The organism is Mycobacterium sp. D16Q16, assembly GCF_002013745.1.
In the GTDB taxonomy this organism is placed as follows: domain Bacteria; phylum Actinomycetota; class Actinomycetes; order Mycobacteriales; family Mycobacteriaceae; genus Mycobacterium.
In genome coordinates this window covers 1-20,262 of sequence record NZ_MAEY01000002.1, presented here as the reverse complement: position 1 = coordinate 20,262, position 20,262 = coordinate 1, and the positions used below count along the sequence as shown (strand labels likewise).

General features: G+C 64.1%; 20 protein-coding genes. 14 read left to right on the top strand and 6 right to left on the bottom strand.

From position 1 onward, the window contains the following. Position 1 precedes the first annotated feature (1 nt). Entirely contained in the window at positions 2-1,102 is a 1,101-nt protein-coding gene (locus tag B4394_RS04155) for an MBL fold metallo-hydrolase (RefSeq protein WP_078312692.1), read from the top strand. On the opposite strand, the gene B4394_RS04150 is transcribed toward B4394_RS04155, so the two are convergent. Further along, positions 1,099-1,776 carry a class I SAM-dependent methyltransferase gene (locus tag B4394_RS04150; protein WP_078314282.1) on the bottom strand — a complete coding sequence of 226 codons (678 nt, stop codon included), beginning with the start codon at positions 1,774-1,776 and terminating at the stop codon, positions 1,099-1,101. The two genes, B4394_RS04155 and B4394_RS04150, sit on opposite strands and share 4 nt — an antisense overlap. Before the next feature lie 117 nt (positions 1,777-1,893). On the opposite strand from B4394_RS04150, the gene B4394_RS04145 reads away from it, so the two are divergent. Then, on the top strand, positions 1,894-4,299 hold the full coding sequence (locus B4394_RS04145) for a cation-translocating P-type ATPase (RefSeq protein ID WP_078312694.1): 2,406 nt from the start codon (positions 1,894-1,896) through the stop codon (positions 4,297-4,299). 303 nt (positions 4,300-4,602) lie between these two features. Then, positions 4,603-5,280: a slipin family protein gene (locus B4394_RS04140; RefSeq protein ID WP_078314280.1), complete on the top strand. Its 678-nt coding sequence runs from the start codon at positions 4,603-4,605 to the stop codon at positions 5,278-5,280. Between the two features lie 10 nt (positions 5,281-5,290). Here B4394_RS04140 and B4394_RS04135 read toward each other — a convergent pair whose 3' ends face one another. Then, positions 5,291-6,124 carry a class I SAM-dependent methyltransferase gene (locus B4394_RS04135; RefSeq protein WP_078314278.1) on the bottom strand — a complete coding sequence of 278 codons (834 nt, stop codon included), beginning with the start codon at positions 6,122-6,124 and terminating at the stop codon, positions 5,291-5,293. 54 nt (positions 6,125-6,178) lie between these two features. On the opposite strand from B4394_RS04135, the gene B4394_RS04130 reads away from it, so the two are divergent. The 4 genes from B4394_RS04130 (at position 6,179) to B4394_RS04115 (ending at position 8,434) form a co-directional block, all read left to right on the top strand. Next, positions 6,179-6,394 (top strand): antitoxin, encoded by a 216-nt coding sequence (locus tag B4394_RS04130; RefSeq protein WP_078312697.1) that lies wholly within the window; start codon positions 6,179-6,181, stop codon positions 6,392-6,394. A gap of 13 nt (positions 6,395-6,407) precedes the next feature. After that, positions 6,408-7,553 (top strand): lipase family protein, encoded by a 1,146-nt coding sequence (locus B4394_RS04125; protein ID WP_502688512.1) that lies wholly within the window; start codon positions 6,408-6,410, stop codon positions 7,551-7,553. 36 nt (positions 7,554-7,589) lie between these two features. Beyond that, positions 7,590-8,033 carry a type II toxin-antitoxin system Rv0910 family toxin gene (locus B4394_RS04120; RefSeq protein WP_078312698.1) on the top strand — a complete coding sequence of 148 codons (444 nt, stop codon included), beginning with the start codon at positions 7,590-7,592 and terminating at the stop codon, positions 8,031-8,033. A 113-nt stretch (positions 8,034-8,146) separates the two neighbouring features. After that, entirely contained in the window at positions 8,147-8,434 is a 288-nt protein-coding gene (locus B4394_RS04115; RefSeq protein WP_030094381.1) for a hypothetical protein, read from the top strand. Positions 8,435-8,452: 18 nt separating this feature from the next. On the opposite strand, the gene B4394_RS04110 is transcribed toward B4394_RS04115, so the two are convergent. Next, positions 8,453-9,364: an LLM class flavin-dependent oxidoreductase gene (locus tag B4394_RS04110; RefSeq protein ID WP_078312699.1), complete on the bottom strand. Its 912-nt coding sequence runs from the start codon at positions 9,362-9,364 to the stop codon at positions 8,453-8,455. 91 nt (positions 9,365-9,455) lie between these two features. Between B4394_RS04110 and B4394_RS04105 the strand changes: the two genes are divergently transcribed. Continuing rightward, on the top strand, positions 9,456-10,007 hold the full coding sequence (locus B4394_RS04105; protein WP_078314276.1) for a TetR/AcrR family transcriptional regulator: 552 nt from the start codon (positions 9,456-9,458) through the stop codon (positions 10,005-10,007). Here the strand turns inward: B4394_RS04105 and B4394_RS04100 are convergent. Beyond that, complete coding sequence (locus tag B4394_RS04100) at positions 9,970-11,970, bottom strand: MDR family MFS transporter (protein ID WP_078312701.1); 2,001 nt, start codon at positions 11,968-11,970, stop codon at positions 9,970-9,972. The two genes, B4394_RS04105 and B4394_RS04100, sit on opposite strands and share 38 nt — an antisense overlap. A gap of 516 nt (positions 11,971-12,486) precedes the next feature. Here B4394_RS04100 and adh point away from each other — a divergent pair. The 3 genes from adh to B4394_RS04080 all read left to right on the top strand — a co-directional run bounded on the left by adh (position 12,487) and on the right by B4394_RS04080 (position 16,281). Then, entirely contained in the window at positions 12,487-14,004 is a 1,518-nt protein-coding gene (adh, locus tag B4394_RS04090) for an aldehyde dehydrogenase (protein WP_078312703.1), read from the top strand. Positions 14,005-14,032: 28 nt separating this feature from the next. After that, positions 14,033-14,419 carry a DUF779 domain-containing protein gene (locus B4394_RS04085; protein WP_078312704.1) on the top strand — a complete coding sequence of 129 codons (387 nt, stop codon included), beginning with the start codon at positions 14,033-14,035 and terminating at the stop codon, positions 14,417-14,419. 101 nt (positions 14,420-14,520) lie between these two features. Then, entirely contained in the window at positions 14,521-16,281 is a 1,761-nt protein-coding gene (locus B4394_RS04080) for a hypothetical protein (RefSeq protein ID WP_078314274.1), read from the top strand. Here B4394_RS04080 and yaaA read toward each other — a convergent pair. Beyond that, positions 16,271-17,017: a peroxide stress protein YaaA gene (yaaA, locus tag B4394_RS04075; protein ID WP_078312706.1), complete on the bottom strand. Its 747-nt coding sequence runs from the start codon at positions 17,015-17,017 to the stop codon at positions 16,271-16,273. The two genes, B4394_RS04080 and yaaA, sit on opposite strands and share 11 nt — an antisense overlap. A 119-nt stretch (positions 17,018-17,136) precedes the next feature. On the opposite strand from yaaA, the gene B4394_RS04070 reads away from it, so the two are divergent. Then, complete coding sequence (locus tag B4394_RS04070; RefSeq protein WP_078314272.1) at positions 17,137-17,919, top strand: VOC family protein; 783 nt, start codon at positions 17,137-17,139, stop codon at positions 17,917-17,919. Beyond that, a complete protein-coding gene (locus B4394_RS04065; protein ID WP_286141898.1) occupies positions 17,901-18,614 on the top strand; it encodes a polysaccharide deacetylase family protein in 714 nt (237 codons plus the stop codon). Before B4394_RS04070 ends, B4394_RS04065 begins: the two co-directional genes overlap by 19 nt. On the opposite strand, the gene dinB is transcribed toward B4394_RS04065, so the two are convergent. Then, entirely contained in the window at positions 18,611-19,816 is a 1,206-nt protein-coding gene (gene dinB / locus B4394_RS04060; protein ID WP_078314296.1) for a DNA polymerase IV, read from the bottom strand. The genes B4394_RS04065 and dinB overlap by 4 nt on opposite strands. A gap of 227 nt (positions 19,817-20,043) precedes the next feature. On the opposite strand from dinB, the gene B4394_RS04055 reads away from it, so the two are divergent. Beyond that, positions 20,044-20,262 (top strand): hypothetical protein (locus B4394_RS04055; protein ID WP_176138283.1); only part of this gene is annotated, 219 nt, incomplete at its 3' end.

Here is a 20,262-nt window from a genome sequence, read left to right as displayed (position 1 = left end):
CATGCGGGCGCTCTGGGTTGGCGCCGGCGCAGCTCTTGCGTCGACGTGGATCGGTCGCGCCCTGCGTGACGTCCCGCGGACGTTGGGCGCCAGCAAGGAACGCATCGCCGAGGTTGCCGAGGGATCGGCGCAATACCGGAACGGTTCCTTCCATAACGCCGAGCCGGCGCGGCAGTTTGTCCCCGATGCGGATCCGACTTCTCTGTTGCGCGGACTGCTGACACGGCAGGGTGCTGGCAGCCCCAAGGGGGAGGTGCCTCTGGTGGTCCCCGAGCTTGCCGGTCCACCAGCGGATTTAGCGGTTACCTGGTTCGGGCATTCCAGTGTGCTCGTGGAGGTTGATGGTTATCGGGTGCTCACCGATCCGGTGTGGAGCGACCGCTGCTCGCCCTCCCGTGCCGTAGGGCCGCACCGCCAGCATCCGGTGCCCCTGGAGCTATCGGCGTTGCCCGCGCTGGACGCCGTGGTGATCAGTCATGACCACTACGACCATCTCGATATGGACTCGATCATCGCGTTGACCCGCAGCCAGAACGCGGTGTTCGTGGTGCCACTCGGGGTCGGGGCGCACCTGCGCGGTTGGGGTGTCTCACCGGCACGGGTCATCGAGCTCGATTGGGATCAGAGCCATCAGCTCGGAAAGCTCACGCTCACCTGCACGCAGGCCCGGCATTTCTCGGGCAGATCACTTGCCCGCAACACCACGTTGTGGGCGTCCTGGGTCATCGCCGGGCCCAGGAACAAGGTGTTTTTCGGTGGCGACACCGGATACACCAAGGCGTTCAAGGTCATTGGCGATACCTACGGGCCCTTTGATCTCACCCTGTTGCCGGTCGGGGCCTACAACACCCAGTGGCCGGATATCCACATGAATCCCGAAGAGGCCGTCCAAACTCACCGGGATCTCGCGACCTCTCAGGCGCCATTGCTGCCCATTCACTGGGCGACGTTCAACCTGGCACTGCATCCGTGGGACGAGCCGATCGAGCGGGTGCTTACCGCCGCCGGCGAGCAGGGTGTCACGGTCGTGGTGCCCAAGCCCGGGCAGCGGGCCGATGCGCAGCGGCCCGCCGCCCCCGACGGCTGGTGGCGTCTTTCTTAGCCCTTGTGCCCTTGGAGCAGGAACGCGGGCTGCTTGTTGCGGCCTTTCTCGTCCTTGTGGAATACGGGCATCTGGAAGTCGACACCCGGAATGACGGCCGGGATGTTTGAGTGGATAAACGCCGGGCGCAGCTCGTCGATCACCCAGTAGGGCTCGACCGCCGCACGCAGCTCGTCCTCGGTGACCGCGTTGGGGCCGATGCCGGGCGGAAAGGCGCCCACCGCGAAGACCAGCACGTAGTACGACGCGCCCGGTGCCGCCGCACGAGAGATCGACTGCTGGTAGCCCTCGCGCGCTTCGACGGGGATGGAGTGGAACAGCGTGCTGTCGACGATGGTGTTGAAACGACCGTCGTAACCGGAGAAGTCCGTGATGTCGGCGACCTCGAAGCTGGCGTTGGTCAGGCCGCGCTCGGCGGCCGCGGTCCGTGCCGCCTCGATCGCGGTGGGGGACAGGTCAAGGCCGAGGGTGGTGTGTCCCTGTGTGGCCAGCCGCAGCGAGGTTTCGGCGTGCCCGCATCCGACGTCGAGGACGTCGCCGTGGAACTTGCCGGCCTCGATCAGCGCGGCCAGCTCGGGTTGCGGCTCGCCGATGTTCCACGGCGGCTCACCCTGGAAGATCTCGCTCTTACCTTGGTATGAGGCGTCCCAGTCCGGCAGCTCGTTTGATGTCATACCACCTGACATTACCCGCGTTCGCCGCGATCACGCCAGGATGATCGGCCCAAATAATCGTGCGGTGTTCGCCCTCGGCGGCCGTGCCAGGCGGTCGCCGGTCGCTACTGTGCAGGGGTGGCAACGATCGAGGAGTTGACGTCGGGTGGATTGACCGCCGCCGAGGTCGCTGAGCGCGTAGCGCAGGGGAAGACCAACGATGTCCCGTCTCGTGCGGCACGCAGTGTGTCGGACATCGTGCGAGCCAATGTCTTCACCCGTATCAACGCGATCCTCGGTGTGCTGCTGATCATCGTGCTGTCTACCGGCTCAGTCATCAACGGCGCGTTCGGCCTGCTGATCATTGCCAACAGCGCCGTCGGCATCATTCAGGAGCTACGCGCCAAGCAGACGCTCGACAAGCTCGCCATTGTCGGCCAGACCCGGCCGGTGGTGCGGCGCGACGGTGCGGCCATGGCGCTCGCGCCCAACGACGTGGTTCTCGACGACATCATCGAGCTGGGGCCCGGCGATCAGATCGTGGTGGACGGCGAGGTCATCGAGGAGGCCGCTCTCGAGGTCGACGAGTCGCTGCTGACCGGTGAGGCCGATCCCATCGATAAGACCGTGGGTTCCCCCGTGCTTTCGGGGAGCTTCGTGGTCGCCGGCAGCGGTGCGTATCGGGCGACCAAGGTCGGGCGCGAGGCCTACGCGGCCAAGCTGGCTGAGGAAGCCTCGAAGTTCACCTTGGTGCATTCCGAACTGCGCAATGGCATCAACAAGATTCTGCAGTTCATCACGTACCTACTGCTGCCCGCGGGCGCGCTGGTTATCTACACCCAGCTGTTCACCACAGATGACAGTTGGCAGGAATCGGTGCTTCGCATGGTGGGCGCGCTGGTCCCGATGGTGCCCGAAGGCCTGGTGTTGATGACGTCAATTGCCTTCGCGGTCGGTGTGGTTCGACTGGGGCGGCGCCAATGCCTGGTGCAGGAGCTGCCCGCCATCGAGGGTCTGGCTCGAGTGGACACGGTATGCGCCGACAAGACCGGCACCCTCACGGAGAACGGCATGCGGCTCTCGGATGTGAAGAAACTGGGCGCCGACGGTGATCACGCGGACGCATTGACGGCGCTATCGCAACTCGCGGCCGATGATCCGCGACCCAATGCGAGCATCGCCGCCATCGCGGAGGCGTACGACTCCCCGCCGGGCTGGAAATCGACTGCGATCGCTCCCTTTTCGTCGGCCAAGAAGTGGAGCGGTGCCTCCTACGGCGAGTATGGCAACTGGGTGATCGGCGCCCCCGATGTACTTCTTGATCCGGCCGACCCCGTCGCCACCACCGCCGAGGAGATCGGATCCCGGGGTCTGCGGGTGCTGTTGCTCGCCTCGGCGGAATTGTCCGTCGACGACGCCCACGCGCCCGGTGCGATTACCTCGCGCGCACTGGTGGTGTTGGAGCAGAAGATCCGCCCCGATGCCCGCGACACCCTTGATTACTTTGCTTCCCAGCATGTCTCGATCAAGGTGATCTCCGGCGACAACGCGGTCTCGGTGAGCGCTGTGGCCCAGACGCTGGGGCTCTCCGGCGCCGCCGTGGACGCGCGCACCCTGCCCACCGATACCGACAAGCTGGCCGACACTCTTGCGGATGCGACCACCTTCGGGCGGGTACGGCCCGACCAGAAGCGGGCGATGGTCAAGGCTCTGCAATCGCATGGCCATACCGTCGCGATGACCGGTGACGGCGTCAATGACGTGCTCGCGCTCAAGGACGCCGATATCGGTGTCGCGATGGGTGCCGGTAGCTCCGCCTCACGCGCGGTGGCTCAGATTGTCTTGTTGGACAACAAATTCGCAACCCTGCCCTATGTGGTTGCCGAGGGTCGGCGCGTTATCGGCAACATTGAACGAGTTTCCAACCTGTTTCTGACCAAGACGGTGTACTCGGTGCTGCTGGCGCTGACGGTGGGGCTCGCGGGGCTGGGCTCGAAGGTCTTCCACTACGGCGCGGTGCCGTTCCCGTTCCAGCCGATTCACGTCACCATCGCGGCCTGGTTCACCATCGGTATCCCGGCGTTCATCCTGTCGTTGGCGCCGAATAACGAACGCGCACAGACAGGATTCGTGCGCCGGGTGATGATGTCGGCAATTCCGTCGGGTGTGACGGTGGGCGTCGCGACGTTCCTGTCCTACCTGTTGGCTCGTCAGATTTTGCACGTCACCGGCAACAGCACGCAGGCGTCGACCGCTGCGCTGATCACCGAGCTGGTAGCGGCGGTGTGGGTACTTGCGGTGGTGGCTCGCCCTTATCGGTGGTGGCGGGTGGCGCTGGTGACATGCTCCGGGCTGGGCTACGCGGTGATTTTTGCGATTCCCTTGGCGCGAAAGACATTCATGCTTGATCCGAGCAATCTGGCCGTCACCGGCCCCGCGCTGGGCATCGGCATCGCGGCCGCCGTGGTGATCGAGGTGTTGTGGTGGCTGCAGGGTAAGTGGTCCGGCCAGCCACGCCATTTCTGGGCCACCGAAGACGACTGAAGTAAATCGGATGCGCGCAATAGGCGCGGTTCGCTATCTTTGCTCACGCGGAGATCAAGCGGCGCCCCGGCATCGCCGGTCGGCGTACCGCGTGTTGGGCCTTCGCCTTACTGGTACGCCCTCTTCAGGCTAGTGGGTTCGAGTCCCGCACGGGACGGCTTCCGGGCTGCGCGCCGCAGGGCTCGCGATTCGGTCCTGCGGGGAGCGCTGTGGCGATTCCTCCCACCGGCTCGCGATGCTGTCCGGAAGCCGTTCCTCCACAACTGAATTACGACAAAAATAGGTAAGAGAGGTGAACAAAGAATGAGTATGTGGGACTGGATCTTCGGGCAGAAGGTCACGATCATGGAGTGGCAGCGTGGTGTGCTGTACCGCGAAGGTGTGTTCGAGGCGGTGCTGGCACCTGGCGTTCATTACACACGCCCGCGTACCGACACTTTGGTCACTGTGGACATGCGAACTCAGTCGGTGCAAGTTGCTGGCCAGGATGTGCTGACCGTTGACGGTTTCTCTGTGAAGGTATCGGCGGCGGTCAACTACACGGTGTCCAACCCGAGCGTTTTCGCTACGGCCGAGGGCGGTTCGGCGCACTGGAACATCTACCTGCGCACCCAGCTGCAGGTGCGTGACGCCGTCGCGGCACTGACTCTCGATGAGCTGCTGGCTCGGCGGGGTCAGATTCTGGGTGCGGACGCTGTCGCAAGACTCGCGGCAGAAGTAGCAGAGCTCGGTGTAACGGTGACGTGGTTCGTCGTCAAGGACATCATGCTGTCCGGCGAAGTGCGCAAGGCACTGGCTGAGCCGCTGCTGGCGCGAGAGGCGGGTAAGGCTCAGTTGGAACGAGCTCGCTCCGACGCGGCAGTGCTGCGCTCGATGGCGAACACCGCCAAGCTGCTGCGGGAGAACCCCGAGCTGCTGAGGCTGCGGACCCTCGAGTCGGTGGCCGAGGGCAGGGCCATGGTCGTCCTCAACGCACCGTGACCGCTCGCGCTTAGAAACTGAACCGCATGATCCTGCCGATGTCACGCAGGGCGGGGATGTGCGAGATCACCTTCATCTGGATGCGGCCCGATAGTGGCAGGTGCTCCTCACCTGCCACGTCGGTGCTGCGCAAGTCGTCGACGCAGCGCAGCCCAGGATGCAGCGCTTCGATCTGCCCGGGGTCGTCGATCCCCCAGTGCAGGGTGGCACCCGCGTTGCGCACCGCGGGCACCAGCTTCTGCAGCGTGATCCCGATGCTGCCGTAGCAGTCGAAGGCCAGTTGTCCGCTGGGGAATCGGCCGGTGATCCGCCGGATCAGGGACTGGCCGTCGGCGGGTGTCAGGTACATGGTCAAACCCTCGAATACCGCGAGGGTCGGCCGGTCGGCCGGGATGCTGTCGAGCCATGCCTCATCGGTGACCGAGCTTCCGACCATCCGATAGTCACCGGCACGCTCGGGGAGCAGCGCGCGCCGCAGCGCGATCACCTCGGGATAGTCGATTTCGACCCAGCGCACCGTGTCGGGCGGATTGATCCGGAAGACGCGGGTATCCAGCCCGCAGGCCAGATGCAGCACCGTCGCCTCCCGGTGGACGGTGAGAAACTCCGAGGTCCAGACATCGAGTTGGCGCGCGCGCAGCGCTACCCCGATTGCCTGGGTGCCTTTGATCTTGGTTTTGGAGAAGTCGTAGTCGATACGCGCGACGGCGTCCGCGGCGTAGTGGTCATGAAGAACCGAATTAGGGGATGTGGCGTCTTGCGCGCGGCCGTACAAGGTGGCCAGCATCGTCTCGGGAGCGCCGGTCAATGTGATTTTCACAGGGTCCGTCACTCGACCCAACATACGCCGCGATCTCGTACTACAGTTGCGCCGTCCCAGACGAAGGAGAACACGCTCATGGCTGATTTCAAGGGTCTCATCGACAAGCTTAAGAGCCTGTTGGCGGGCAACAAGGACAAGGTGAACCAGGCCGTCGACAAGGTCGGCGACGCGATCGATTCCAAGACCGGTGGAAAGTACAGCGCGGTCGTGGACAAGGTGCAGGACGCCGCCAAGGGCGCGGTCGAGAAGGTAGAAGGCACCGAGGCCCCGAAGGCCGGCGACGCTCAGTAACCGACTGGCGCCGTTGGTTGCGGCGCTGGTGCTGTTCACGGCGGCCTGTGCGCGGGTGGAGGCGGAAGGTGTCGCACCTCCGCCTCCGTCGCCGCCGCCGGGTGAGGTGCTGTCGGATACGCCGTTGTCGCTGGCCCCGGATCTGGACGCCCACGCCGACGGTCATCTGATCCGATACATGTCGACCTCGGGTGCCACCGGCACACCCACCGAGGTGTCCGGAGTTGTCTTTGCCCCGAAAGGTCAACCACCGCAACAAGGTTGGCCCATCGTGTCAGTCGGACATGGCACCACAGGGCTAGACGACGAGTGCGCGGTTTCTCGTGCTCCCGATTTGCGGGGCTATATCTGGCTGGTGCGCAACCTCACCAAACGCGGCTGGGTGGTGGCTATCACGGATTACGAGGGACTGGGCGTTCCGGGCCCGCATCCGTATCTGGAACCGCGGTCCGAGGGCTTCAACGTGATCGACGCTGCGCGTGCCGCGGTGTCGCTGATCCCCGGGGCTTCGACCACATGGGCGGCCATTGGCGCTTCACAGGGCGGCCAGGCGACGTGGGCGGCCGCCGAGCTTGCGGGCGATTACGCCCCCGAGCTCGAGTTTGTGGGCGCGGCCAACCTGTCCCCGGCCGCCGATCTCACCGATATGGCGACGCACGTCGGCGACGGCCGATACGACTGGAGTCAGCTCTCGATGATGCCCACCTTGCTGACGGGGCTGTCGGTCACCGTTCCAGAGCTGAGGCCGGAGAACTTTCTGCACGGATCCTTCCAGGACAACCCGCATGACAAAGCGCTCCTGCTGGGGTGTCACAACGGACTGGACCCCGCGCGGGCAGCGGCCATAGGTAGATTGCGCGCCAACGATTTTCACGGCACCAGCGCATTGGACCCGGCGATTTTCGCGGCTGCTCTGAAGCGGATCGCGCTACCGCTCGGCCCGGCGTCCGGGCCGATGCTCGTGTATGCCGGTGGGGCCGACCGTCTCATCGACGCACGCTGGATCCACGCGGCGGTGCGACGGGCCTGCGTACTGGGTGACACGGTCCAGGAGATCATCGCGCCAGGTAAGGGGCACGTGGACCCCGACGGGGAACGGCTGGGGGTGCAGTGGATCGCGGATCGGTTTGCCGGGATCCCAGCGCCCAGTAACTGCTAGCCCCGGGTCGGTATCGCTCCGGTATCGTTTGCCGACGTGGCAGCCAAACTGAATTCCTCCATCGATGTGCCCCTCCCTCCTCAGGAGGCTTGGGAGCACGCCTCGGATCTGCGGCGTTTCGATGAGTGGCTGAGCGTTCACACCGCGTGGCGCAGCGCGTTGCCCGAGATCTTGGAAAAAGGCACGGTGATCGACTCGATCGTGTGCGTGAAGGGCATGTACAACCGGGTCAAATGGACCCTGCAGAAGTACGATCCTCCGACGGGTCTGTTTCTGGAGGGGCAGGGCAGGGGCGGGGTGAAGGTCAAGCTCCGGTTGACGATCACCCCGAAGGGGCCGGGTTCGGTCGTGGATTTCACCCTGCATTTGGGTGGGCCCGCGATGTTCGGCCCGATCGGCGCGGTGGTCGCGGCCGCGCTGCGCAGTGACATCGACGCCTCGCTGACGAAGTTCGTTCAAGTTTTTGCATCCGCGTCATAATTTGCGTTTTTCGCGTTCTACCTGCGAAAACACAAGCGACGGTTTGTGATTGGATGAGTTTCGAGTTCGTGTCGGTGGTTGGCAGGCTCCGGAATAAGGAGCAATATGGATATATGTCAATCACACGGAAGTTCATCGGAACGGTGTTCGCCGCTGGTGCCGGCGCGGTGCTTATCGCTGCTGCGCCCGCCGCCGTGATGACCACCGGGGTGCCGACAACCACGTCCAACCAGGTCGTTCTTGCCGATCCCGGCGGCTCTGGCAGCGGTGACGCGGGAGGCGGCGGTGGCTGCTACAACGGCGTGTGCGGCGGATGGAATCCCGGGCAAGGTGGCTGGGGCCATGGCTGCTACAACGGCGTCTGTGGCGGCTGGGACGGCCAGCGCGGCTGGGGTAACTGAGCCGCGCAGCCGCACGAATTAGTGCGCTAGCGGTCGAAGGGCTTGGGCCAGGGCGTCGTACGCGTCCCGGCGAGCTGATCCAGTGCCGAGCAGGTGATCCGGGAGGATGACTTCGTCGACGCCCTCCTGGGCCCATGGTGCGATTTGCTCCGCGATGCGTTCCGCGGTACCGTACAACACTGGAATCGGTGATGCCGCAGCGGTTTCCGCGGCGCGGGCCTCGGACTGTGGGCCGTCGGTGACGATGATGCGAGCCTGAGTGGAACGCCAAATCGTCGCCGGATCCCGGCCAATCTTCTCGGCCGCGGCGTCTAATCGGCCCGAGATCTCGTGGAAGGTGCCGGGCGCAGACCACTGATTCCATTCGTGGGCATACCGCGCGGTCAGGCCCAGCATCCGCGGCTGAGTGGCGCCGATCAGGATTGGTAATGGCCGCTGTACTGGTTTGGGTTCGCAGATGCCCTCCGCCAGCTGGTAGTACTCGCCGGCCACGGTGGTGGCTTGCTCGTTGAGCAGGCCGGTAATCACTTGCAGCCCTTCGGAAAACCGGTCGACGCGTGGTCCGGGCTTGCCGAGTTCGAGCCCGTAGCGCTGGTGCTCGTTTTCCTGCCAGCCGGCGCCCAGACCGAGCGTGAAGCGCCCCTGGCTGACGTGGTCGACGGTGGCCGCCCAGTTGGCCAGCACCGCTGGATGCCGGAATGTCATCGACAGCACCAGGGGCGCGAGCCGGATTCGCGAGGTGGCCGCGGCGAGCGCGGCAAAGATCGCGGTGGCCTCGTGGAAATCGGTGCGCTCCTCGGCGGTGTCCGCGTGCGACATGAAGTGGTCGGCCGCGTAGAAGGCGCGCCAGGTTCCGTTGTCGGCGTATTGGGCGATATCCAGCAGATCTGCCCAGGATTGATTGGTTTGTCCCCATATCGAGAAGCGCATGTCGTCCAGCCTAGAGCCGGTGCACATATCGCCGTTATTGCGTACTACCCTCGAAATGGTGGAGGAGCAACCAAGGGGTCGGCGGGCAGAGGTGATCGCTGCCGCCATTGAGGTGGCGGGCACCATGGGTGTTGGCGGTCTCACGTATCGCTCGGTGGACGCGGCGGCGAATGTGCCGAGCGGGACTACGTCGAATCATTTCCGTACGCGTGATGCGCTGTTGTTGGGTGTCATCGTCGAGATCGAGAAACTTCGCCGGGCCTTCTGGCGGGCGCTTGTCACCGAGATCAGCCCGACCACAGTGGCCGACCTGGTGGGTATAGGGACCGCATACGTCAAGGGTGCCGTCGGGGTGATGAGTACCCGGGTGCGGGCGTACATGGCGCTTCTCATGGAGGGTTGGAGCCATCCCGATCTGAGAGAGCCGCTACAGCGGGGCCGGGATGCGCAGACTCCCCGCACGTTGCAGCTCATGCGCCACGTGAACCCGACGACCCCGCAGCTGCACGCGGAAATCTTCCAGGACTATCTCACCGGCATCATCTATCAGCAGCTTGCCAACCCGCTGCCGGACTTCAATCCGCGTCCCGGGATCGAGGCGCTGCTCACCGCGCTGGTGCTGCCCCAGGAAGCGCAGCGATAGGGTTCTCGCGCCAGTCGGTATCGGTAACGATTCGCCGTGAAATGCGTTCCAGCGCTGCCTGAATCTGCTCGCGGTCTGCGCGATCTTCAAAATCGGGTGTGCGGGAAAGCCGTTCGACGAGGTACTGGTTGATCGCCTCGCTGATCTTGTCGACTTCCTGTCGCCCCGAGTCGGTGAGCCAGACGTGGTCATTGGTGCGCAGGGCGTAGCCATTCCCGACGAGTTCGTTGAAGGCGGGGTCGATGACCTCTGGTGGTATCCGGTACCACTGCGCGATACGGGATACCTCGGCAGACCCGGTAGCACGCAGAAAACGGTTGGCCTGAACCAAGGCCCACAGCGGAGCGATGGGCATCGATACACCCGCGTGTTCGCGAAGCTTGCGCAGGCCGATATGTGGGAATCCGCGCATCGCATTGCTGATCGCGATCTCCAGCAATTTGTCCGGTGAGACCGAATTCGGCATGCCGAAGCCCTCGCCCATGTCCGCGGCAAGGGCCGAGTCGGTGCCGCGCAGCGGGACCTCCTTGAGGAACAGCGCGACGACGAACCCGATGACGGCAACCGGTGTGGCACAGAGGAACACCAGATCCAATGAGTCGGCATAGGCGTTGATGACAGGTATCGCTGCCTCATGCGGCAATGCGTGCAGCGCCTGCGGCGACTGGGTGGCCTCGGGTGGCACCTTCACCGAGCTGATCTCGCGTGCAAGGAAATTGGAGAACAGTGACCCGAATATCGCCGCGCCAAAGGAGCTGCCAATGGTGCGGAAGAACGTCACGCCGGACGTCGCGACGCCCAGATCGTCGAATCGGGCCGTGTTCTGCACGATGAGGGTGAGTACCTGCATTGATGCGCCGATACCGACGCCCAGGAGGAGCAGGTACAGCGACTGCAGGATGAACGGTGTGGAGTTGTCCATGCTAGACAGCAGCACCAGTGCGATGGCCATGATGGCGGTGCCGGCGACTGGATAGCGTTTGTACTTGCCGGTGCGCCCCACCAGGGTGCCGGTTCCGGTGGAGGTGATGAGCATGCCCGCCACCATGGGCAAGGTGCGCATGCCCGAGACGGTCGCCGAGACGCCGTTGACGAACTGCATGAACGTCGGCAGATAGGTCATCACGCCGAGCATGGCGAAACCGACGACGAAGCTCAGCACGCAGCAGATGGTGAAAACCGGGTCGCGGAACAGCCTTGGAGGCAGAATCGGTTCGGGCACACGGGATTCCACCCAGACGAACAGCGCTATGGCTGCGACCGAGCCGACGAACAACCCGATAATCATCGGTGAGGACCAGGGGTAGGTGGTGCCGCCCCAGCTGGTCGCCAGCGTCAGTGCCGAGGCGCCCAGCCCGATGAGCACAATGCCCCAATAGTCGATGACGGGACGTGTCGCCTTGGCCAGTGCCGGGATGGCCCCGGCCGCGACCACGATCACCACAGCCGAGATGGGCAGATTGATATAAAACGCCCAGCGCCACCCCAGATGATCGGTGAACAGACCGCCCAGCAGCGGGCCGATCACGGTCGTCACCCCGAAGACCGCGCCCAGCATGCCCTGATAGCGGCCGCGCTCGCGCATGGGGATGATCTCGCCGATGAGGGCGGTCGCCGTCACCATCAGGCCACCGGAGCCAAGGCCCTGGATCGCGCGTGCGCCGACCAACATGGCCATGGAGCCAGCCATACCGCACAGCAGCGATCCGGCCGCGAAGATGAGGATGCAGGCGATGAAGACTGCGCGCCGCCCGAAGAGATCTCCGAACTTGCCCATGACGGCAGTGGCCACGGTGGAGGCGAGTAGATAGCTGGTGACCACCCACGACTGGTGCCCGGCATCGCCGAGATCGGCGACAACGGTGGGCAGGGCGGTGGCGACAATGGTGCCGTCCAGGGCGGCGAGCAGCATCCCGAGCAGGACCGCGACGAAGATGAGATTGCGGCGCTGCACGCTGATCATCGAGCTCGCGGCTTCCTGATCGACGGTTTCGGATTCAGGTGACTGCGTAGACATCGTTACCCACTCTAAAGTATTTAATTTGGCATGCGTCTATTCTTATCCACATGGTCGATATGCGCAGCACAAACCGTGGTTCTATAGTTGCTGCGTTGTCAAGAAAGTTTCCTCACCTTCATATCGAGCTGGTTGGATCGGATGCGTCAGGTCTTCCGGGGGCGTGGCGAGGTATCGCGTTGTTATCGGGACGCGAGGCGGTGAGCGAAGCCCTGCTGTTGTGGCGCGGAGATCGGGAGTCTGATTGGCAATTCCGGTTTGGGCTAGCCCCGGCGGATGGTTCCACCGCGCTTGAACGCGAGACGGACGACCTCTTCACGCATCTGGATGACATGTTGGTCGGGTCCTTTCACGTACCTTCCGGTGGGCGGGAACTCATGTGAACCGCGGCCGTGCCCCCGCTTTTGACCTGGGTGTAACGTACGTCACAGGGCTCGGATGTTAGACCGACAGGAGCAGGCAATGAAGCACGCAGCACCCGGAACCGAGGGCAGCGCAGTCACTTTCGCTCCCCGATACGACAACTTCATCGGCGGGGAGTGGGTGGCTCCTTCCGATGGACGGTACTTCGACAATTCCTCGCCTATCGATGGCAAGGTGTTCACTCAGGTTGCTCGTAGCACCGCGCCTGACATCGAGAAGGCCCTGGACGCCGCCCACGCCGCGGCCGAAGCCTGGGGCAACACCTCACCGGCCGACCGGTCGAACACTCTGCTCCGGGTCGCCGACCGGATGGAACAGAACATCGAGAAGCTGGCGGTCGCCGAGACATGGGACAACGGCAAGCCGATACGTGAAAGCCTCAACGCCGATATCCCGCTGGCCATCGATCACTTTCGATACTTCGCCGGGGTGCTGCGTGCCCAGGAGGGATCGATCTCCGAGATCGACCATGACACCGTCGCCTACCACTTCCACGAGCCGCTCGGTGTCGTCGGCCAGATCATCCCGTGGAATTTCCCACTGCTGATGGCGGTTTGGAAGCTGGCGCCGGCGCTGGCGGCAGGCAACTGTGTGGTGCTCAAGCCCGCCGAGCAGACGCCCGTCTCGATCCTGGTGTTAATGGAGTTGATCGCCGACTTGCTCCCGCCGGGGATCATCAACGTGGTCAACGGGTTTGGCGTCGAGGCCGGTAAGCCGCTGGCGTCGAGTCCGCGTATCGCCAAGATCGCGTTCACCGGCGAGACCACCACCGGGCGCCTCATCATGCAGTACGCGACCGAGAACATCATTCCCGTCACTTTGGAGCTGGGTGGCAAGAGCCCCAACATCTTCATGCCCGATGTGATGGCCGCCGACGATGCCTTCCTGGACAAGGCACTCGAAGGCTTCACTATGTTCGCGCTCAACCAGGGCGAGGTGTGCACATGTCCCTCGCGGGCGCTCGTGCATTCGTCCATCTACGACGAGTTCATCGCCCGCGCGATCCCCCGCGTCGAGGCGATCGTCAGTGGTGATCCGCTGGATGAGGACACCATGATCGGCGCCCAGGCGAGTAACGACCAATACGAAAAGATCTTGTCTTACATCGATATTGGACGAAAAGAAGGCGCCCAGGTGCTCACCGGAGGTGACGCCCGCAAGGTCTCGGAGTACCCGGACGGTGCCTACATTCAGCCTACCGTGTTCGCCGGTACCAACAACATGCGCATCTTCCAGGAGGAGATCTTCGGTCCGGTGCTGTCGGTGGCGAAGTTCGACTCGCTGGACGAGGCATTGAAGATTGCCAACGACACGCTGTACGGCCTGGGCGCCGGGGTGTGGTCACGCGATATGACGAACGCCTATCGGCTGGGCCGCGGCATCAAGGCGGGCCGGGTATGGACAAACTGTTACCACCAGTACCCGGCGCACGCCGCGTTCGGCGGTTACAAGAAATCCGGTATCGGGCGTGAGAACCACAAGATGATGCTCGATCACTATCAGCAGACCAAGAACCTCTTGGTGAGCTACTCGCCCGACGCCGCAGGCTTCTTCTGATGGGCGGTTACGCGAAGGAAGTCCAGCCCTGATCAACCGCGTCGAGCTCACTCCGGCGGCGGCCGAGCTGTTGGCTTCGCTGGCGGCTAGGCATGGGCCTGTGATGTTCCACCAGTCCGGCGGCTGCTGTGACGGCAGCGCGCCGATGTGTTACTTGCGCGGGGAATTTCGTGTGGGTGCGTCGGATGTGTTGCTCGGCGAGGTTAGCGGGGATACCCCGTTCTGGATGAGCGCCGACCAGTTCGAGTACTGGTCACATACACATTTGACGGTGGATGTGGTGCCCGGGCGCGGGTCAGGATTTTCGCTGGAGGCGCCGGAGGGGGTGCGTTTCCTCATCCGCTCAAGGTTGTTCACCGATGACGAGGTGCTCGCGTTGGCGAATCAGCCGGTCAGGACCGGCGCCGACGGTTGAGGCGCTGCCGATTCCTTCGTGTTGTCGGTTGCCTGCAGAGGTAGTAGTTTGCCCTTGTCGGAGACAGTCTGGTCGGGTCGGTCGTAGGGGAGTGTCATCCAGTGTATGTAGCTATTCGAACTGCTGCGGTTGCTGCGGTGTGCAGTCTGTGCGTCGGAACCGGTGTGGACGCGCGCACTGTGCGGGCGGTTCCTTCCTTAACGCCTACGGCCACAACGCGTTCCGTGACGAATCAGGCGGTCTCTCTCACGTCGTTTTCTGACCTGCTGGCGGTGGCCGCTCCTCAGAACAGCACTGGGGCGCAATCGAATCCGGTCGCCACCGGGGTACCGAGTAGCAGTGATCTCATCGGGACAGTCGCCAAGCTCCTCACGGCGTCACAAGCCGCGTCGACCGGTTCGGCTCCGGGGATCAGCGCGGCCGCCGCCGAGCCTGTCGATCCGCCGGTAGAGCAGCCGGTTGATCCGCCCGTCGAGCAGCCCACAGATCCACCCGCGGCTGACGAGCCGGCGCCGCCGACTAACTTTCCGGGGACGCATTGGCCTGCGTTTGGCACCCCGTCCTACTTTGCGCAGTTGGCCTTTGCGGTGTTCCACGTTGTGGCCTTGCCGATCACGGTGCCTGTGCAGTTCTTCTTGGGCAGTGCCGAGGGTGTGCCGACAGTGATAGCCGCGGCGCTCAATGACTTGTCGGGCCTGCTAGGCCAGATACCCGGGTTCTCACCGCAGCAACCGGCGGCGCAGGCGCAGCAGAAGGTCGCAGAGACTTCCTCGCCGTTGCAGAAGGCGGCAGCAGCGGAGGCCGAAGCGCCCGCCGCTGAGGAGCCGGCGCCGGCTCCAGAACCGGAGCCCTTGCCGACCAACTTCCCGGGCCCGCGCCCGGCGTTCGGCACGCCGTCCTACTTTGCGCAGTTGGCGTTCGCGGTGCTGCATGTGCTGGCGCTGCCGATCACGGTGCCGGTACAGGCGATCATCGGTACGACCGAGGGCGTGCCATCGGTGATCGTCGCGGCGCTCAATGACTTGTCGAGCCTGCTGGGACAGGTGCCGAAGATATCGCTACCAGGGACCGACCCCGGGACCACACCGGAGGCATCCTCGAAGCAGGTCGATCAGGCTGTCACCAAGCCGGAAACCGCGTCCGAGAGGTCAGAGACCACCAAGCGCGCCGTCGATGCGAAGGCGCCCAGTACCGAGCACACGGAGCACGCGGCGAAGCCAGGCGATACGCCCGCAGAGTCGTCCAAAACCGAGCATGAGGCCAAGCCCGCTGATACTTCGGCGGACGCGACGAAGGTTGATCCGACGAAGGCTGTTGAGCCCAAGGTTGATCCGGCGAAGGCTGTCGATCCGACGAAGGCTGTTGAGCCCAAGGTTGATCCGGCGAAGGCTGTCGATCCGACGAAGGTCGTTGAGCCCAAGGTTGATCCGGCGGCGGCAGCATCAACGAAGCCCGAGCCCGCCAAGCCCGTTGCGGTCAAGCCGGAGACCAAGCCCGAACCGGTCAAGGCGGAGACCAAGCCGGAACCGGCCAAGCCTGAAACCGCCAGCCCGGTGAAGGTCGTCCGCGACAGCCTGAAGTCGACACCCGGTGGAACCACCACCACCGGCGGCACCAAGACGACCGAGGGATCCAAGGGCGCCGAAACGGACGGTAAGGCGCCCGCCGCGTCTACGGCGATCAAGGTGCGCGAAGGATCGACCCCCTCCGTGGGTGGCACGACCGATAAGCCCGCCGAGAAGCCCTCGACGGAGAAGTCGTCGACCGGTAAGAGCTCACCGGCTTCGGAAGGGAATTCACATTCCTCCGAAGGAAAGACGCACTCGTCCGAAGGCAAGTCACACTCCGGGTCTACTGACTGACGATGATCGTCAGCGTGTTGCCGTCGCGTTCGATATGAAGTCCGGCGCGCCGGGCGACGGCAGCCACGGAGGCGGCATCGTTGGGCTCGGCTCTGCTGCCGGCGAGGATGCGTGCCAGTTTGCCCTTGTGGGCCTTGTTGAAATGGGTGATCACCGTGCGCCGCCCATCGGGATGTTCTGTGAGGCAATCAACGGTGACCGCCTGCGGTAGCCGCCCCAATCCCGCGTACGAGCCCGAGCGTAGGTCCACCACCAGTTCGTCGGCGGCCAGCTCCGCCAAGACCGGTTCCAGTACCGGCTTCCAGCGGGCAGACAAGGACGGTCTTCCAGGCAGCTTGGACGAGGCCGACAGCCGATAGGCAGGCACCGGGTCGTCGGCGCGTAGCAGTCCGAACAGCGCCGAGCCGACAGCCAGGCGTTCGCGCGCACGCGTCGCGGAGGCGCCGCGCAGAGACGTCACGTCCAGGGCGTCGTACAGCACACCGGTGTACCGCTGCAGAGCGGGCATGGTGGGGGAGATCCGTAGTTCGGCATTGCGCTGGATTTCGGCGTCCTGGGAGGCCGAGATGCCCAGCGCCTTCCTGCATGCCGGGGGGTCGGCGGCAAGGGCGACGAGTTCGTCAACGAGTGCCGCGCGCACTGGATTCAGCGACGGTGTGGCCAGCTTGTCCAGGCGCAGAGGAACATGATCTCCACCCTCGCGTTTGGTTTCCGAGGGCGGCAGCAACACGATCACGCCACAGACCGTAGCGAACTGGCCGCCGCTCACGGCGCAGCGGGTCAGCAGCTGCGATGAGTTTTGGTGGTCTGGATGGTCGATATGGGTGAGTGCCCCATCCAGTACAAGGAGACCCCATGCCCACTCGTGAAGAAACTCCACTCGGCGCCCCCGCGTGGATCGACCTTGCCTCGTCGGATGTTGAGAAATCAAAGGCCTTCTATAGCGCGTTGTTCGGCTGGACCCTGCAGGAAGCGGGCCCCGAGTACGGGGGCTACATCAACGCGTACAAGGACGGCAAGGCCGTCGCAGGAATGATCGCGAACAATCCGGAGTGGAATGCTCCCGACAGTTGGACTACCTACTTCGCCACCGATGACATCAACGCCACGCTGCAGAAGGCAGTCGACAACGGTGGTGCACATTGCTTGGAGGCCATGGAGGTTCCGCAGCTCGGATATATGGGGCTCTTCGGTGATCTCTCCGGCGCCGTGGTGGGGCTGTGGCAGCCGCTGGCCCACAAGGGGTTCCAGCTGGTCGCCGAGGCGGGCGCGCCGGTGTGGCACGAGCTGAACACCCGTGAGTACGACAAGGCGGTCGACTTCTACACCAAGGTGCTCGGTTGGGACACCAAGGTAGAGGGCGATTCCGAGGAGTTCCGGTATGCGTGCGCCCAGCATGATGGGGAGCCGATCGCCGGAGTCAACGACGCGACAGTGGGCCAGTGGACGCTCCCCGAGGGTGCGCCCGCACATTGGGCCGTGTATTTCGGCACCGACGACACCGATGCCAGTGCGGCCAAGGCGGCCGAGCTCGGTGGTGTGGTGCTCACGGCCGCGCAGGACACCCCTTACGGCCGGATGGCGCTGATTCAGGACACCACCGGCGGTACCTTCTGGTTGTGCTCCGTCGATTCCTGATCGCCGCTGCGGTAGGCCTCGCCATCGTCCTCGCGGCGATGACGGGGCTCTACTTCTTGGTGAACGCGCGCACCTTTCAGCTAGCGGGAACCCTTGTCGCGCACTGTGCCACCGATGAGAAGGTGGTCGCGCTCACGCTTGATGACGGGCCGAGCGGCCGCACCTCCGAGGTGTTGGTGACGCTCCAGCGTGCGCACATTCCAGCCACCTTCTATCTGGTTGGACAGGATCTCGCAAGGAATCCGTGGTCGGGACGCCAGATCGCCGCGGCCGGTCACGAGATCGGTAACCACAGCTACACCCATCGCCGACTGGTCTTCGTCACTCCGGCCACTGTGCGGGAGGAAGTGGAGAACACCGATAAGCAAATCCGGGCAACAGGATTCAGCGGTGCCATAACCTTCCGCCCGCCTTACGGCAAGAAGCTCTACGGGTTGCCGCGGTATCTCGCGTCCCATGACCGCATCACCGTGATGTGGGACGTCGAGCCCGACTCCGAAGGGCCACGAACACGGGAAGCGATCGTGGAGGAGACCGTCTCCCGGGTGCATCCCGGGTCGATCATTCTCCTGCATGTGATGTATTCCTCTGGACGGGAATCGCTTTCGGCGATCCCCGAAATTTCGCGACGTCTCCAGGAACAGGGTTATCGGTTCGTCACTGTGTCACAGCTCCTTGCCACGCCGTGTCGTTAGATGTCTTCGAAGGTCGGGATGCCCCACTCCTCGTGTCCGCCGCCATGTAGCAAGGTGGCGCGGGTGACCGATCGAGTGCCGAACTTGTCGCGCAGTTCATCAAGGGTACTGTCGAGTGCCAGCGCGTTCTCCGTCAAACCCGTGAACGGAAGTTCCAATTGTGCTGCACCGCAGGGGTCGAAGTTGGATACCGAGAATCCGATCAGGGTGATCCCCCGTTCGGCGACGAGTGCAGTGGCCTGGGTGACAAGCTGTCGTGCCACTGACAGCAGCTGCTCGGTAGACGTCGTGGGCCGCGGCACGGTGTGTGAGCGCGTCGCGCGTGTGTAATCGTCGAACCGCAATCGCAGTACCACTGTTCGGCAACTTCGTCCGGTGCCACGCATCCGGCGGGCGATCCTTTCGACGAGTTGCGTCGCGATGGCGTCGATCTCATCGGCGCTGCGGCGCCGTCTGCCGAGTGCGCACTGCGCGCCGATCGAGCGTCGCCGTCGTCCACCCTGCACCCGTCGTGGGTCGACATTATGTGCCAGACAATGTAATTGGTGACCCATGGCCCGACCGACCATGGATGCCAGCGTGGACTCGCCGAGATCGGCGATATCCGCGACCGTATGGATGCCGTACACCCGCAGCTTCTCGGCAGTGATCGCACCGACGCCCCACAGCGCCTGCACCGGCAACGGGCGCAGGAATGACAGCTCCTGGTGCGGCTCCACCACCAACAGCCCATCGGGCTTGCCCTGTCTGCTGGCGACCTTGGCCAGGAACTTGGTGCGAGCGATCCCGACGGTGATCGGCAGACCTGCCCGTCGGCGTACCTCAGCCCGCAATGTTGCCGCGATATTGCGCGGCGTGCCCGAAATGCGCAGTAAGCCAGAGACATCGAGAAACGCCTCGTCGATGGACAACGGCTCGACCAGGGGAGTGGTGTCTCGGAAGACCTCGAAGACCTTCTTGCTCGCCGCACTGTAGGCGTCGAAACGGGGTGGAACCACCACGGCTTTCGGGCATAGTTGTTGCGCCTGCCGGCCCCCCATCGCGGTGCGGACCCCGCATCGCTTCGCTTCGTAGCTGGCGGCCAACACGACACCGCCTCCAACGATCACCGGGCGGCCGCGCAGCGCTGGATCATCGCGTTGCTCGGCGGAGGCGTAGAACGAGTCCAGATCCGCGTGCAAGATGCTGGCGGTTCCGGTCATGAACAGATGCTCGCACCGGGGTCCGACAGTCATAGCGGGTTGATTTGCCCAACCGCTGGTTGATTCGGAGAAGCGCGGGGCAATCCTTGGTGGCGACCGGGAGATATTTGACTTACGGCTAGGAAAACTATCGAGTTCGTGGTCGGCGGCATGGTGCAGTGTGCCCTACGTTTATGGCGAGTTCTCCAGGTTACTTCCAGCCTATTCACAAACTTTGCCCAGAAGGGGTGGTTTACGTGCGTATACGACTTCGCGCCACGGCGGCCGCGACGGTTTGCAGTATTTGCATCGCCGCGTCGGCTTCCGGACTCACGATCCAAACTCCGATCGCGAGTCCGGAACAGCATCGGACCGTCTCGACACAGGGTTACGTCCTGACGTCGAACGACGGCACGCTCTCGCCCGCCAGCATCGGCTCGCTGGCCACCTTGCCGGGCGTGACCACA